We start from the raw sequence: 15,203 nt of genomic DNA on the forward strand, positions 1-15,203 counted from the left end.
GAATATGTTTCGTTTAATCATACCGTGTTTGGTATTAGTGCTCAGTGCATGTACCACCAGCCGTGTGGCTGATGATGTAGAGCTAGGACCATCAACTACCGTGGCTTTAATGCCTTTGGTAAATCATGCGCAAACCCCCTTAGCCGGTGAACGTGCAGAAGATATACTTGCAAGTATTTGGCAGCAAAATAAGCTTCCTACGTTATTACGTGCACCGCGCAGTAACACTAAAGACCTTCCGCCACTTGACGATCAATACCGTCTTGATAACGCCATGCAGTGGTTAAGCACACAGCAAACAGACTATGTGTTATCAGGTAGCATAGAAGAATGGCGTTATAAAGCGGGTCTAGACGGCGAGCCGGTAGTCGCACTTACACTTAGCTTAACGGCCAAAGGTCAAACAACACCACTTTGGACGGGCACTATCGCAAAAAGTGGCTGGGGACGCGACAGTATTGCCGCGACGGCACAAGATGTCATCGCCGATTTAATTTCGTACATTGAGGTTAGTGAGTGAAAACACATTTTTTTCGACCAAGAGAGGTCCCTGAGCTACAAATTTGGGCTGAGGTAATTGTATTTACCGCGCTTGCAATTGTGCTGCCGGTTATATTTAAAGCCGAAGACCCCTTTTGGACGGAAAATGGGTTTTCGTGGCCGGTACTTGGGCCGCTGTTAGTGGCTTTGCGCTATGGTTTTTCAAAAGGCTTTATAAGCATATTATGTTTATTAGCCGGGCAATTGCTGTTAAGCAAAAGCGAAGTATTAGCGCAACCTAACGAATTTAATATTAACGCCATGATTGGTTATTTAATTGTAATTATGATTGCTGGCGAATTCAGAGATGTATGGGAGCGCACTAATCAGCAGCAAAGTATTGAGCTTGAGTATGTAACTAACCGATTAGAAACCTTTACCCGCCAATACCATTTAATAAACTCATCCCACGACCGGATTGAGCAAATGTTAGCAGGTCATACTCTTAGCCTGCGCGAATCGCTCCAAGCGGTACGGGCCGTTATAGGGCAACTAACACAAAGACGCTTAGACAGTGCGGCAAATAGCATTTTAAACTTATTTGTTGAATATGGCTCACTTGAAAAAGCAGCGCTTTATAAAGTAGAAAACCACACCATAATAGAGCAGTCATTAGCAAGCATAGGTGCTATGGGTGAGCTAAATAGGGAAGACCCCCTTATTAAAGCCATGTTTGAAGAGCGCGAGCTGGTTTCTGTTAAAGAGGTTAAAAATAAATTTAGCCAATACCATATTGCTATCCCACTGGTTGATATTAATAACACTATTTACGGGGTGATTTTAGTACAAAGCATTCAATTTTTTGCCCTTAAAAACACCACACTTACTTTGCTAGCTGTTATGGCCGGTAACATTGGCGATTTGCTGCGTCATGAAATTACCAACCCGGTAATGACCCCACAAGAAACCCCTTATTTTGTAAGGCAACTACGCAGGGCGAACAAAGAAGCTAAACGCTATAATATTCCCTCGCAGCTGCTTAAACTCAAAGCAATGCAAACAAGTGAAGAGTCGCGCCAATTATTAGAGTATTTAAGTGAAGCTCGCAGAGGTTTAGATATTTATCTTTACGATAGTCAAAACCACACACTTTTACTGCTTATGCCAATGGCAAGTGAACTGGACAAAAGTGGCTTTATATCGCGTATTAATACTTGGTGTATCGAGCACTTTGGTAAAACCGTTGAGCAACTGCAAATTAAAATAGAAGAACAAATGGCATTGCCTATAAGCAGCGAACACATCGCTAAGTTAGTTGCATCCCATGATTAAAATTATCGTTGCCACTTTTATTGGCTGTTTATGTGAATACTTTGCTTTTGCGCATATTTTAGATGCGCCTAACTGGCTGTTAATTGTTTTATTACATGGCATTGCTAGCCTGTGCTTTACCTTTGTAAGCCATGCTTTTATTCCTAACAAATACAAAACCACCTTAAAAAGTGGCTCAGCACTGTTATTTTTGCTGCTATTTACCTTGCCTGTATTTGGTATTTTAGGGGTGGTATTTGCCATTACTTTTGCCCTTAGTAAACCGCTTAAAAACAACGACATTGATATTGTAGAGCACAAGGTTCCTGCCCTGCCCTTTGAAGCAAGAAGTGTTTCAGCAACGCCTATTTACTCTATGGGTGGACTAAAAGCTATTTTAAAACACGCCAGTGAGCCAAATAAACGCCTAAGTGCAGTAATGGCTGCACGGCACATGAGCGATGCCCAAGCTATTCCTATACTCAAACTGGCATTAAAAGACTTAGAAGATGATATTCGCTTACTTGCCTATTCAACTCTTGATAGTAAAGAAACTAAACTGAACGAAAAAATAAGCCAATGCCAGCACGCTATAGCCAATACCACGCAACAACCTAAATTAAGCAATCTACAACGCCAACAAGCCGAGCTTTATTGGGAGCTGAGTTACTTAGGCTTAGCACAAGGCGCACTAAAAAAGTACGTACTAGAAAAAGCAGAAGCACTAACCTTAACAAGTATAAAGTTTAACCCGCAGCCAGCTAGCTATGTGTTTTTAGGGCGAATTCAACTTGCGCTCGGTAAATTAAATGAGGCGCAGCAAAGCTTAAATTTAGCCACGCAATTAGGCATGGCCAGACGCCACGTACTACCTTATAAAGCCGAAGTCGCCTTTGGATTACACAATTACACAGACTGTCAGCGCTATCTTGAAGAGCTAGCACTACAGCCTAAAGGCTCTGAGTTACGCCATTTACAGGAGTATTGGCATGAGTGAAAAAAAAGCCGATATTTTACTCTTACTTGAAGGCACTTACCCCTATGTACGGGGCGGCGTATCGAGTTGGGTACACCAAATTATAGAAGGCCTGCCTCACTATAACTTTGAATTAGTGTTTGTCGGTGGCGCACCCGAACACTACGGCGACATTCAGTACACGCTACCGAGTAATGTGACTAAGCTGCATGTGCATTATTTAGTTACGCAACACAGTACAAAAATAAAAGCGAAACATGGCGTTAAATATAAAAAAGAACTGTTTGATTTTTGGCAGCAATTGCAAGGGTATTTCCGTGACTGTAAAGACCCAATACCGACGGAGTTGGTAAAGTTTGCCTTTGAAAATCTAGCTAAAAAAGACGGTATCAACGAAGCCGATTTTTTATACAGCGAGTCGTCGTGGCAGGTGCTGGCAAACTATTATTTAACCTATTGCGATGAATCGTCATTTATCGACTTTTTTTGGTCGTACAGAAATTTGTATAAACCACTGTTTAAAATAGCCGAAATAGCCCGTTCACTCCCCGATGTTAAACTTATTCATTCTATTTCGACAGGCTATGCTGGCATATTGGGCGCAGGTGCAAGCGTTATACACAACACGCCATTTTTGCTTACCGAGCACGGTATTTATACTAAAGAGCGTAAAATAGATTTAATACAGGCCAGCTGGATAAAAGAGTCTGAACAAAGCCTAGGTAAAAACCTAAATACTGAAATGGGCTTTATTCGCCGAATGTGGATCAGCTTTTTTGAGCAAATTGGCCGCACTACTTATAACCAAGCCGACAAAATCATCTCGCTTTATGAGGGGAATAGACAAAGGCAAATTAAAGATGGTGCCAGCGAAAGTAAAGCCTCGGTAGTGCCTAATGGTATAAAAACAAAACGCTTTGTTGATGCGCTTAACGCAAGACCTAAATCGGTCCCTATGGTGGTTGGGTTAATTGGCCGTGTAGTGCCAATTAAAGATATTAAAACCTTTATTCGTGCCATTAAAGAGGTCCAAGCCGAACTGCCAGAGATAGAAGGCTGGATCATAGGCCCTTTTGAGGAAGACCCACAGTATTACAAAGAGTGCCAGCTACTAGTAAGCAGCCTAGATTTAGACAAAAACATTACGTTTACCGGCATGAAAAACATCGTCGAAATACTCCCAAAGCTAGGTATTGTTGCGTTGACTTCAATTTCTGAAGCTCAACCATTAGTGCTGCTTGAAGCAATGGCAGCAGGCGTACCTGTACTTGCAAGTGACGTGGGCTCGTGCCGAGAAATAATAGAAGGGGCAAGCGAGGAAGATAGGGCCCTTGGTAAAGCTGGCGAAGTAGTTTCTATTGCCTCACCCAGCGAAACCGCACAGCAAATAATCACCCTATTGGAAAATGAGCAAACATGGTATCAGTACCAACAAAACGGCCTCAACCGTGTTAAAACATACTACGACGAGAGCCATATGTTTGCCCGCTACGATAAACTTTACAAGGATACAATCGCATGGCCGGAATAGGTTTTGAGATACGTAAAATTCTCAAAAAAAACACCCTACTCTCTGTTTTTGAAGCATACGGTTATGCGGGATTAATAGGCTCAGGCCCTTGGCTGCTTTCTATCATTGCGCTCATGCTAATTGGTATTTTAAGCCTAGGTGTCGTGCTGCCAAAAGTATTAATTATTCAGTTTTTAACGCTTATTACGTATATGATGGCAGCGTCCCTTATATTAACCGGCGGTCTGCAGCTATTATTAACGCGTTTTGTTGCCGATCTGTTTTTTCAAAAAAAGGATGAGCAGGTACTGCCTAATTTACTTGGCGCGCAGCTAGTTACCACCCTTGCCGCATTACTGATTGGCTTAGCTGTATGGCCAATACTACCGCTACCTGTTGTGACTAAAATAATAATATTAGGGGCGTTTGTAAGCTTATGTAACCAATGGCTTGGCGCTATATTTTTGTCGGGAATGAAGGAGTACCGGCTTATTTTAGTGACCATGTTAAGCGGTTACAGCTTTATGGTGTTACTGGCATTTTTACTGCGCGACTGGCAAATAGACGGGTTGTTTTTTGCTTTTTTTGCCGGTGAAGCGCTGCTCTTTTTTAGCTTTTTGTTTATGATTATTCGTCGCTACCCTGGCGGTAAACTCATTAGTTTTGATTTTTTAAACAACAAAAAAGTGTATTACAGCCTATTTTTTTGTGGGCTTTTTTACAACATAGGCGTGTGGGCCGATAAAATTATTTTTTGGTACTCCCCCGCTACCTCTATTCAAATTATAGGCACATTAAGAGCAAGCCCTATTTACGACTTGCCTATATTTTTAGCCTATTTAACCATTATTCCAGGAATGGCGGTATTTTTAGTCAGAATGGAAACCGACTTTGTAGAACAATACGACCGTTTTTATACCGCTATTAGAGGTGGCTCATCGCTTGAAGAAATTTTTTACCTAAAAGATAAAATGGTGCAAACAGCGCAAGGCGGCCTTTACGATATATTTAAAATCCAAGGTATAACCGTTGCGTGCTTATTACTGTGGGGCGAGCAAATACTGACCTTTATAGGCATAGACCCTAACTATAAAACATTACTGTTTATTGATGTGGTGGGTGTAGGTGTACAGGTTATATTTTTGTCTATTTTAAATATTTTATTTTACTTAGATAAGCGTGCCACCGTATTATTTTTATCTGGGCTGTTTTTGTTTATCAATATCGTATTTACGATTACCTCAATTGCATTAGGGCCACAGTTTTATGGTTACGGTTTTGCGCTCTCGACCATAATTACATCTGTAATTGGTCTGTATTGGCTATCAAAACAATTTGAAGAGCTTGAGTACGAAACTTTTATGCTGCAATAATATATTATAAAAGCGGTATAAAAGTCGTCTTCTTTTACGTGACTGAAAACGTACTGAGTTTCTCTATATTTAATGGAATATATTATGGAAATTAATTATTTAAATTATTCACTTCAAGAGTTGCGTGAAGCTTGGATAGCAGTTGATGATTACACGTATCCGGAGCGTGCAATTGAAGTTTATAAACTTTTAAAAAATTTGGAGATAAAAGCTTCAGAAGAAAATTATTGTGATACATCATCTACTTGGGTTGTCTCTATGCTACGCAACTTCAACAAGCCTAAAATATTTGACCCAGCCTTTAGCGATGTATTACTTGAAGAAAGTAGTGCTATGATGAAAGAGAAGCGAGTTATTAAACTTATAGCAGAGCGAGAAAATATTGATCACATGTAAGTGATCAATATTTTAAGTTAAGAGCAACACTAGCCAAATTTAACGTGGAAAAGAGTTTGGCTTTTTACTCGCATCATTTTTTACCAACACAAAAAAGCTATGTGGTTATTTACTCACCCAGCGCGCTTTAAAACCACGCGTATCAACATGTATAAATGCACCGCGATGCGATTTTGGCCCGTAAACACCTAAACCGCCAAGTAAGCCTTTAAATGACTCTCGCTTAGCGAGCGACTCCACTATACCAGCCATAGCTTGTGCATCGCCAATAGAGTGCTTGCCGTCGTTGTTTATATCATCCATACGGTAGTCGCCGTCGTTATCTATAAATATATCGGCAGCATCGCCAAACACATGGCGGCTAAGCTTTACGTTACCAATGGCTTTGTTGTAATAAGGGGTGCGGTAGCCGCTCATTACCACCATATTTTTAACCGGTATGTTTTCTAAAATCAGCTCTTTGCGTATTTTTTCAAGTTTAAGTAACAACTTGTTTTGTAAAAATAAGTATTTAGGGTGCTTACTTCGTTGCTTACTCACAAATTCTTTAAGAGAAAAATGCGGTGATATTTTTATATTTTCGTTCTCTGGGGTCACCTTTACAAAACCATCGGGCACTATGTAATGCTTACTATCTTTAATTTGTGAGGGCGTTGGGTAATGACCAATGTGGTAATATTTAAGCTTTCCACCTTGTACTTCATCTGCAGGTACTTTAACAAACACATTAATTGTCATACGTTGCTTTTTGTCGGGGGATTCAATAATTACCCGTGTTAAGCCAGGCTTTTTAGGCGCCTGCCACTGCCAGCGGTTTGTATCAGTTAAGGTGGCGTTGCTATGGTTATTAATAAATGAATAGGGTCGTTTTGATTGTGCGTAAAGCACTTCAAATTCAACTGCCTCATTAGGCATCACAAATACAGAAAACACCGAATACGGCATTACTATGTCGTTAATTTTTAGGCTAAACTCTGCATCTTCAAAATTTGCTTTATTTTGAATATCAACGCTTGGGTGTGCTTTTTTCACGGGCTCGGCGGCATAACTACTTACACTTACGCAAAGCGCTAATACGCCCCCTAAAATACACTGTATAAACGGCATAATTCCTCTCATAGTCTATTTAATCAATGCAGCAATGACTGACTGATCTTCGTTTTTAAGTAATGCTTTTGCGTCGTGTTGATAAATATCGTCTCTAAAATTAACGAGCATGTCTTCATCAACCCACGCCGTCCAATACACTAAATGAATAGGTAAGGGCTCATTTAAATAAAAAGTTTGAGTGGTATCAGTATCTCTGGCTTTATCCACTTGCTTAAGGGTGCGCTCTTCACCTTGGTGCTTAATTATTTCACGCGCCAATGAAAATGGCTCTTCAACCCTTATACAGCCATGTGATAGCGCACGCTGCGCTTGGTTAAAACGCTGCTTTGCTGGCGTATCGTGAACATAAATGGCTTCAGGGTTTGGAAACAGATATTTCACTTCGCCAAGTGGGTTTTCATCCCCTGCACGCTTAACTAAAAAGTGATCAAATTGATAGGGTTTAATAGCCTGCCAATCAATATTACTGGGGTTAACTGTTTTAGAATCTAGGTAGCTGTTTTTTCTAACTTCGATATTATTTTTAGCAAGGTACTGGGGATCTTTTGCCACCTTTGGTGCTATTTCTTTGGTTGCAATAGAGGTTGGTATGCGCCACTCAGGGTTTACTACAAATTTTTCGATTTCGTCACTAAAGGCAGGTGTTTCCCAACTCGGCTTACCCACAATAACGTTATTTTGTAGTTTTACTTCGCCTGCTTTTACATAGCGCAATGTGTATTCAGGTATGTTTACATACACATACTGCGAATCACTTGAGCCTGCGAAGTTAGTTATGCGGTAAAAGTTAAGCTTTAATTTAGCCAATTTTTTCTTAGCGGGTACATTAAGCTTAGCTAAGGTGCGCTTTCCTACTCGCCCATCAACCTTTAAACCGTGGCGACGCTGAAACTGTTGCACAGCCTGCTCAATGGTTTTATCAAATGTGCACATTACGGTGTCACATACATTGCTGGTTAAGTCACGCTCTTGATATAAACGCAGTGCTAACTGACTCACCGCCTTGCTGGTGCTGCCAAGTTCAAGCAACTCATTAATGTATAAAGGGGTAAACCCGCCACTGTTAACTATTTCTGTGTACCAGTTAATTGCTTTTTCGGTGCGCGCTATTAACTGTGCTGCATTTTGATCAAAATAATAATCGCCATTTTGCAATTGTTGTTGCGAGTTGTAAGTGGTTAATGAAGAGTTGGCAAGTGCCACACTTTCAAGATCTGCACTGCCTAGCGCTTGCCCTGTTAGCATGGTGCTAACGCAACCTGCGAGCGTAGCCTGTAACGTAATGTGTTTTACCTTTGTAGACAATGCCTTTGAAAATAACCCCTTCACTTTGTACCTCCTCGCTAAATATCATTGATAAATGCTTTTGTACTTACTGTTTAACAGTAATTTGAAGGTGCAATGCAGGTGCCAAAATAAAATAAAATCACAACACTATGAAAAATAATAACTTTTTAAGATTTCACATGATGGTTAAAAAATACTTCAACTACGCAATTATGTAATTTGGTTGCTGTAGTGTGTAAAGTTGCTATAGCAATTAGTCTTTTAAAAAGGCTAAAAAGCCACGTTCATAACGACTCAAGTATTTTGTTTTTCGCGGTAAAGAAAGCGACTCTCGCCACGCTGTTTGGGTTTGTTCATCCTCTTTACACAAGGCAATTAAATCTGGGTGAACATACGATTTACGGGCAATAGCGGGCGTGTTACCTAGCTGCTCAGACACGCTCTCGAGCATACTTTTTAAACTAAGTGCGCCTTTTGCTTTTACAAGCTGCTTAAAGGCAATAACACTGGCTCGCCAGGTTCTAAAGTGCTTAGCGCTAAAGTCCTCACCCATTATTTGTTGAATATACTGGTTAATTTCACTAGAGGTTACGTTTGTGCGCTCTCCATCGCTTATATATTGAAACAAATGCTGACCGGGTAAATCTTGTAGGTCTTTAATTACATGGCTAAGCACTCTGTCGGTTATGTTTACCTCGCGCTCTTTGCCCGATTTAGCCCGATACCGTAGCTGTATATTTTTACCCGTAAGCTTAGCATGGCGATTGCGCAGGGTTGTGGCGCCAAAACTTTTGTTTTGCTTTACATTTCGCTCGTTACCTACCCGCAATGCACCTAAGTCCATAAGCCTAACTACCGCAGCTAATGTGCGCTCTACGCTGAGCTCATCCCCTTGTAAATCGTTTTCTAAACGGGCGCGCAGTAATGGCAGCTTATTGCCAAACACCCCACAGGCTTGGTATTTTTTCGCCTCTTGCTGAGCTCTAAAATCTTCATGGTAGCGGTATTGCTTACGGCCTTTACTATCTATCCCCGTCGCTAAAATATGGCCATTTTCTTCAGGGCAAAACCAAGCATTTTTGTAGGCGGGAGGAAACGCTAACGCATTTAAACGATCAATCACTTTTTGATCGGTAATTTGCTTTCCTATTGGGTCAAAGTACAGCCACGTTTTGTTTTTACGCTTACGGGTTATACCGGGTAAATTATCATCGACGTAGATTAATTTCATTTATGCTCCTAGCAACTTAAACCACCATCAATAAATGTATCACTGTAAAATAACCTTAAACTGAACAACGTTATTGATATATAATCAAAAATTGAACAATAATATAAAAATCCGTTTAGTTTAATTACCTGCTTAAGTATATAAACTGCACCTTTTGGTACCGTTTAGCTATGCTCATTTTGGCCAAAATATACACGGATAATAATACCAACTCGCTTAATTAATTAGTCTATTTGAGCCCGGAAAAACATAGCTAACACTAGGTTTGGGCCCGCAAATGATTAAGTATTATTGCAAAACTGGTAACCCCCCTTAAATAATGTGCTGTTTACAAGGAGCATACAATGGCATTTGATTATGGTTCTATTGATCTTGGGTTAAAAAACCCCTTTAAGTTGGAAGGTAAAGTAACCGCGCTAAGAGGTATTATTGAGTCGGTAGCAGGCGTAAGTTTACTTGTTATAGCTGCAAGCTCGGTGAAAGAAAGCACCACCGCAGGCTGGGTTTTAATGCTATTTGGCATGTTTATTTTAGCGCTGGGTATTCGCTCTTTATCGTCAGGTATTTATGCCACCTTAAAATACTTTGTAGGTAGAAACCACCCTACATCGCTTGCGTATAATTTTAGTAAGTCTGAGAGCTCTACCGCGCAAGAAGAAAAAAAAGAAGTAGCCTATAACGCCCAATCACTCGAAGAAATGCTGGTTGGTCGTAAAAACAGTACCTTTAAAGAGCCTAACGGATTTTTATCTCGTTTGTTACACAGCTTAATTCCCAAACTGTTATTTTTACCTTACCCAATTCGAAATGTAGCGCAGCGATTATTTGGCTCATGGGTGAGCACGCTTGTTGCTTTAGTTGCTTATGGGCTTGTAGCGTTTGTTTCGCTGTCGGGCTTTACTGGGGAAGCTGGCGAATTGGCCTTTCCGGTTTACAGTGCTATTTTAATGTTTTATGTGCTTTTTTCTTGGCGCTCAAGTAGCAAACCTATCTCTCGCAATGCTGAAAGAAACATTGAAGCGCTGGGAGGCGGTACATTAGCTAAAATTATTTCGTTGTCATTTATTTTGCCTATTGTTATTGGCCTTTCTATGTCGTGGCTAATGCAAGAGCAACATATCAGCAAACAAGAAATAGACGCGTGGCTGGCACAACTGCCAAACTTGCATTCTGGCATATACCTCATTGCCATTATTATATTAGCAACATTAAGCTGCGCATTAGTATTTACAATGATCAAAGCACGCTTAAACGCAGTGACCCCTACCGCCGAAGTGTCAGAATTACGTGAAAACTGGCAAGAGTCTGTTCACCCTGATGAAGTATTTATAAACCTTGATAATCTTGTCATGGCAAATAGACGCTACAAAGAAGTGCCTAATAGAGTTTACCGAGAGCTAGACCCCAAATTGCAAGAGCAAATAGAGGGTAAAGGCGGTTTTAAAGGCGAAATGATTCAAGAGGTTCAGCCTAAACTACATGCTATGGAGCTAGGTAAAAACTTTACCCTAGCCAGATTAGTTGCGCTAATAAGTGCTAATTTACTTTATATTGTGGCATTAGTATTAACGGTGTGGTTAGCCTATTCATTAATAGATATTTATTACTACATAGATAGCGCTAATATTAATAATTTACAGCAAGCGTTTAATAATCAAAACGTTATACAGTTTAGTAGCTTACTAATGAGCAGTGTTCATATTTTAATAATAGCAGTGATTATTAAAGCCTTTGCTCGTTTACTGGCTAACTGTGCTCATTTATTTTTTGCCGAAATGCAGTTTGAATCATTACTTGTGTACTTTAAATGTGAAGGCACATTTACCGAATCTAAAATTTCAACGGGGACAGGTATTCACGACAGCACCCGCTCAGAAAACACCTTAGTGCGCAGCAGTATCACGCCATGGGTCATTGTCTCTCGTGTTATTACGAGCACGTTTGCTGCCACCGGTATGAAAAACCTTGAGCATCCTCGCCATATAATGGAAATGCACAAAGATGAAGGTCAATTACAAGCCATTAAAAATGATGTAATTGCCTTTCTAAAAGACCGCGAATCGATTGCTTCAATTACCAGTGAGCGCGATTTAGGCAATGCATCGCAAATACATCAATTAAACCAACAAACCCGTGCAATACCTACTCAGCAAGCAATAACAAAAGAGGATGAAGAGGCCGCAGGTTACCTAAGGCAAGAAGAGAACTTGACACCAGAGCCTAAAGCTTAATAATCGCTTTGCTATATTTGTAAAAGCTAAACTGCGCCGCGGTTTTAATCTAGGTAACTAGGTTACAAACCGTGCGCGCACTAAATACTTACCACTAAACCTTTTTTAAATACCAGCTTGTTAAAATTTATGGTGTTTATCTGCCTTATTATTAACGTATTTTTAATTGTCCTTCACTTTATTGAATCATTTATACCTATTTGACCGATTAATTCTAAATTTACGCATAAACCCCTTGCTTTATGCGTTAAAAACCAAATAATGAAGCAATTATAAACTGGGTAAGAATGAGGAAAATGAGCTATATACTAACCACCCAATGTGCCGACGATGTAGGCCTAATTGCCAAAATTACAGGGCTTTGCCACGCGCACAATTTAAATATTACACGTAATAACGAATTTGTAGATAAAGACGCCAAGCGCTTTTTTATGCGCACTGAACTAACCGGCGAGCCACAAAGTGACTTTTTATCGCAATTACGCGCTTTATTACCTGAGGGTGCACAACTTGCTCTACATGATGATACAAAAACTAAAGTGGTACTGCTTGCAACAAAAGAAGCACATTGCTTAGGGTCTGTATTGCTTAAACAGTTTGAGCAAGCGTTAAATATTGAAGTATTAGCTGTGATTGCCAACTACCCAGATTTAGAGCCATTAGCAAAAGGCTTTGATGTGCCTTTTCATGTTGTTTCGCACGTAGGCCTAAGTCGCGCCGAGCATGATGAAAAAGTAGGTGATTTAATTGCCTCTTATAACCCTGACATTATTGGCTTAGCAAAATACATGCGCATACTAAGTCCTGAGTTTGTGGGTCGCTTTGAGAACAAAATTATTAATATTCACCACTCGTTTTTACCGGCCTTTATTGGCGCTAAACCGTATCATCAAGCATTTGAGCGCGGCGTAAAAATTATTGGTGCTACGGCTCACTTTGTAAATAATGAGCTAGATGAAGGCCCTATTATTTTACAAGACGTTACCAGCGTAACGCACGCTAATACCGCTGAAATGATGGCTAAAATGGGTAAAGACGTAGAAAAAACCGTGTTTAGTAAAGCCTTACAACTAGCTTCTGAACACAAACTATTTATTAACGGTAATAAAACCGTGGTATTTAGCTAATACCATTGCGCATAATTAAGTGATCTATTTTGAGGATGGATAAACGTGTTGATAGCAAGGCAAAAAATTCGCTATTTAGTTGCTCTAAATGAGAATTTTTTAACGCAGATAGCGACACGTTTAGCCCCTGAAAATGATTAAGTATTATTGCGGATTGGTATAAGACACCTTTTTACATACTATAAAGCCAGCAACAGGGCTCTCCCCTTTTGCTGGCTTTTTTATGCCTAACAGCTTAATTAGAGTCAGATATTAGCTGTAGCTGTGTTTTATCCGACACCGTATTTAATTGTAAATTGGCATCCACCATTAAGGTGTGTAATAAATAGGTGACTCAGGCCCTACTGGCAAGCCTAAAGCAAACACCCATACGTAAAATAAAATGACCCAACCGATAAAAAACACAATACTGTATGGCAGCATAGTGGCCACTAACGTTCCTATACCCATGTCTTTTTTATATTTAACTGCTACCGCTAAAATTAAGCCAAAATAGCTCATCATTGGGGTGATTAAGTTAGTCACAGAGTCACCAATACGATACGCCGCTTGAATGGTTTCTGGCGCGTAACCAATAAGCATAAGCATAGGCACAAAAATAGGGGCTGTAATCGCCCACTGCGCCGATGACGAGCCTAAACTCAAGTTAACCATTGCACACATTAATATAAACAATACAAACACTTCTGGGCCGGTAAGGTTTAACGCTTGTAATAGTGCTGCACCATTAATTGCCAAAATAGTGCCTAAATTAGTCCATTTAAAAAAGGCCACAAACTGGGCTGCAAAAAATACTAATACTATATATAAACCCATTGAGCTCATGCTTTTGCTCATTGCGTTAATAATGTCTTTATCGTTTTTCATGCTGCCAACAACACGCCCGTAAACAAAGCCTGGCACACTAAAAGTTACAAATATAATTGCGACTATTCCTTTTAAAAAAGGCGAGCCTGCCACTTGGCCTGTTTCTGGATGGCGTAAAATACCATCGGCAGGAATAATCGTCCAAGCAAATAACGACAGCACCACTAACAGAGCAACGCCCGCCCATTTTAGACCGTTTTTTTCTAACGTGGTAAGTGTATCAATATTGTTTTGTGACAAGTCGATACTGGCTTCATCGGGGTTATATTTACCTAAACGCGGCTCTACTATTTTTTCGGTTACGAGTGTACCCAGTGCGGCAATAAGTAATACTGATATCATCATGAAATACCAGTTAGCCTCGGCGCCAACCTCGTACGTTGGGTCAATCATTTGTGCTGCAGGCGTAGTTATACCTGCTAATAATGGGTCTATTGTGCCAAGTAGTAAGTTAGCGCTATAGCCGCCAGAAACACCAGCAAATGCAGCCGCTAAGCCAGCTAAAGGGTGGCGCCCCAAACTATGAAATATCATGGCTGCAAGCGGAATTAACACCACATAGCCAAGCTCAGAAGCTGTGTTAGACATTATGGCCGCAAACACCACCATAAAGGTAACTAAACGCTTTGACGCGCCCATAACCATGCCTCGCATAGCAGCAGAGAGTAGCCCTGAATGCTCTGCAACACTGACCCCAAGTAGTGCCACTAATACTGTGCCTAAAGGCGCAAAACCGGTAAAGTTAGTAACCAAGCCAGCCATAATACGCTGTAGCCCCTCAGCACTGAGTAAACTAACAACTTCAATTACTCCATCAGGCGCACGCCCTGCTGCCCCAATCGGTCTTGGGTCAATTGCGCTTAGCCCAAACCAATCGGCAATACCACTTATTAGCACAATTGAAACTGCAAATATCGCAAATAAAGTAATGGGATGAGGAAGCATATTTCCTAAAAACTCAACGGTTGCTAAAAAGCGATTAAATAAGCCGTTATTGTCTTTAGGTTGATTATTAGGTGAGTGTGTGGAGTCTGTCATACTTGGCTCTATAAATTACAAAATTGCGCTAACCTAGCATTGTTTGCAAAAGAGATCATGTATAAAAGGTAAATGACGTGTAGGTTTTAAGTTTAAAAAGCGCTGCTTTGAGTGTATTGGCTTTTGTGGATTGAAGTTTATTCAGTCTTGCCATATCACCCAGAGCAGCGCATATCAGGTATTTGTAAGCGCTTATCACCTATTAACAGGCAATAAGCTCATTAGCTAGGCACGGCTTTGCCTAAACGATAAACAGATTTTAGCGC

Annotated in this window: 12 protein-coding genes; 8 read left to right on the top strand and 4 right to left on the bottom strand. The window is 40.4% G+C overall.

Going from position 1 to position 15,203, the window contains the following annotated elements; translation table 11 throughout:
* The first annotated feature begins 4 nt into the window (after nt 1–4).
* The 6 genes from CWC04_RS01610 to CWC04_RS01635 all read left to right on the top strand — a co-directional run bounded on the left by CWC04_RS01610 (nt 5) and on the right by CWC04_RS01635 (nt 6,046).
* On the top strand, nt 5–520 hold the full coding sequence (locus tag CWC04_RS01610) for a hypothetical protein (protein ID WP_055252862.1): 516 nt from the start codon (nt 5–7) through the stop codon (nt 518–520).
* The gene (locus CWC04_RS01615) at nt 517–1,812 is read left to right on the top strand and encodes a PelD GGDEF domain-containing protein (RefSeq protein WP_138684446.1); all 1,296 of its coding nucleotides are present in this window, start codon (nt 517–519) and stop codon (nt 1,810–1,812) included. The genes CWC04_RS01610 and CWC04_RS01615 overlap by 4 nt, the downstream gene beginning before the upstream one ends.
* Entirely contained in the window at nt 1,805–2,788 is a 984-nt protein-coding gene (locus tag CWC04_RS01620) for a tetratricopeptide repeat protein (protein ID WP_138684447.1), read from the top strand. The genes CWC04_RS01615 and CWC04_RS01620 overlap by 8 nt, the downstream gene beginning before the upstream one ends.
* The gene (pelF, locus tag CWC04_RS01625; RefSeq protein ID WP_138684448.1) at nt 2,781–4,298 is read left to right on the top strand and encodes a GT4 family glycosyltransferase PelF; all 1,518 of its coding nucleotides are present in this window, start codon (nt 2,781–2,783) and stop codon (nt 4,296–4,298) included. The genes CWC04_RS01620 and pelF overlap by 8 nt, the downstream gene beginning before the upstream one ends.
* Nucleotides 4,286–5,650 carry an exopolysaccharide Pel transporter PelG gene (gene pelG, locus CWC04_RS01630; protein WP_138684449.1) on the top strand — a complete coding sequence of 455 codons (1,365 nt, stop codon included), beginning with the start codon at nt 4,286–4,288 and terminating at the stop codon, nt 5,648–5,650. The genes pelF and pelG overlap by 13 nt, the downstream gene beginning before the upstream one ends.
* 84 nt (nt 5,651–5,734) lie before the next feature.
* Nucleotides 5,735–6,046 carry a hypothetical protein gene (locus CWC04_RS01635; RefSeq protein WP_029774557.1) on the top strand — a complete coding sequence of 104 codons (312 nt, stop codon included), beginning with the start codon at nt 5,735–5,737 and terminating at the stop codon, nt 6,044–6,046.
* A 105-nt stretch (nt 6,047–6,151) separates the two neighbouring features.
* On the opposite strand, the gene CWC04_RS01640 is transcribed toward CWC04_RS01635, so the two are convergent.
* From CWC04_RS01640 to CWC04_RS01650, 3 genes are all read right to left on the bottom strand, one after another.
* A complete protein-coding gene (locus CWC04_RS01640) occupies nt 6,152–7,153 on the bottom strand; it encodes a D-Ala-D-Ala carboxypeptidase family metallohydrolase (RefSeq protein WP_138684450.1) in 1,002 nt (333 codons plus the stop codon).
* Between the two features lie 15 nt (nt 7,154–7,168).
* Nucleotides 7,169–8,485 carry a L,D-transpeptidase family protein gene (locus CWC04_RS01645; protein ID WP_138684451.1) on the bottom strand — a complete coding sequence of 439 codons (1,317 nt, stop codon included), beginning with the start codon at nt 8,483–8,485 and terminating at the stop codon, nt 7,169–7,171.
* Between the two features lie 211 nt (nt 8,486–8,696).
* The gene (locus CWC04_RS01650) at nt 8,697–9,674 is read right to left on the bottom strand and encodes a DNA topoisomerase IB (RefSeq protein WP_138684452.1); all 978 of its coding nucleotides are present in this window, start codon (nt 9,672–9,674) and stop codon (nt 8,697–8,699) included.
* 344 nt (nt 9,675–10,018) lie between these two features.
* Between CWC04_RS01650 and CWC04_RS01655 the strand changes: the two genes are divergently transcribed.
* Entirely contained in the window at nt 10,019–11,905 is a 1,887-nt protein-coding gene (locus CWC04_RS01655; RefSeq protein ID WP_138684453.1) for a hypothetical protein, read from the top strand.
* A gap of 296 nt (nt 11,906–12,201) precedes the next feature.
* Nucleotides 12,202–13,032: a formyltetrahydrofolate deformylase gene (gene purU / locus CWC04_RS01660; protein WP_024033106.1), complete on the top strand. Its 831-nt coding sequence runs from the start codon at nt 12,202–12,204 to the stop codon at nt 13,030–13,032.
* Nucleotides 13,033–13,341: 309 nt separating this feature from the next.
* Here purU and CWC04_RS01665 read toward each other — a convergent pair whose 3' ends face one another.
* On the bottom strand, nt 13,342–14,937 hold the full coding sequence (locus tag CWC04_RS01665; protein WP_126007954.1) for an AbgT family transporter: 1,596 nt from the start codon (nt 14,935–14,937) through the stop codon (nt 13,342–13,344).
* Nucleotides 14,938–15,203: the final 266 nt, after the last annotated feature.

The sequence above is a fragment of the Pseudoalteromonas sp. S2893 genome (assembly GCF_005887105.1).
In the GTDB taxonomy this organism is placed as follows: domain Bacteria; phylum Pseudomonadota; class Gammaproteobacteria; order Enterobacterales; family Alteromonadaceae; genus Pseudoalteromonas; species Pseudoalteromonas atlantica.

Excerpts from the sequence above, each read along its gene's own strand:
- purU (WP_024033106.1), top strand. The coding sequence starts at position 12,202 with ATGAGCTATATACTAACCACCCAATGTGCCGACGATGTAGGCCTAATT.
- pelG (WP_138684449.1), top strand. The coding sequence starts at position 4,286 with ATGGCCGGAATAGGTTTTGAGATACGTAAAATTCTCAAAAAAAACACC.
- CWC04_RS01665 (WP_126007954.1), bottom strand. The coding sequence starts at position 14,937 with ATGACAGACTCCACACACTCACCTAATAATCAACCTAAAGACAATAAC.
- pelF (WP_138684448.1), top strand. The coding sequence starts at position 2,781 with ATGAGTGAAAAAAAAGCCGATATTTTACTCTTACTTGAAGGCACTTAC.
- CWC04_RS01610 (WP_055252862.1), top strand. The coding sequence starts at position 5 with ATGTTTCGTTTAATCATACCGTGTTTGGTATTAGTGCTCAGTGCATGT.
- CWC04_RS01620 (WP_138684447.1), top strand. The coding sequence starts at position 1,805 with ATGATTAAAATTATCGTTGCCACTTTTATTGGCTGTTTATGTGAATAC.
- CWC04_RS01635 (WP_029774557.1), top strand. The coding sequence starts at position 5,735 with ATGGAAATTAATTATTTAAATTATTCACTTCAAGAGTTGCGTGAAGCT.
- CWC04_RS01640 (WP_138684450.1), bottom strand. The coding sequence starts at position 7,153 with ATGCCGTTTATACAGTGTATTTTAGGGGGCGTATTAGCGCTTTGCGTA.
- CWC04_RS01655 (WP_138684453.1), top strand. The coding sequence starts at position 10,019 with ATGGCATTTGATTATGGTTCTATTGATCTTGGGTTAAAAAACCCCTTT.
- CWC04_RS01650 (WP_138684452.1), bottom strand. The coding sequence starts at position 9,674 with ATGAAATTAATCTACGTCGATGATAATTTACCCGGTATAACCCGTAAG.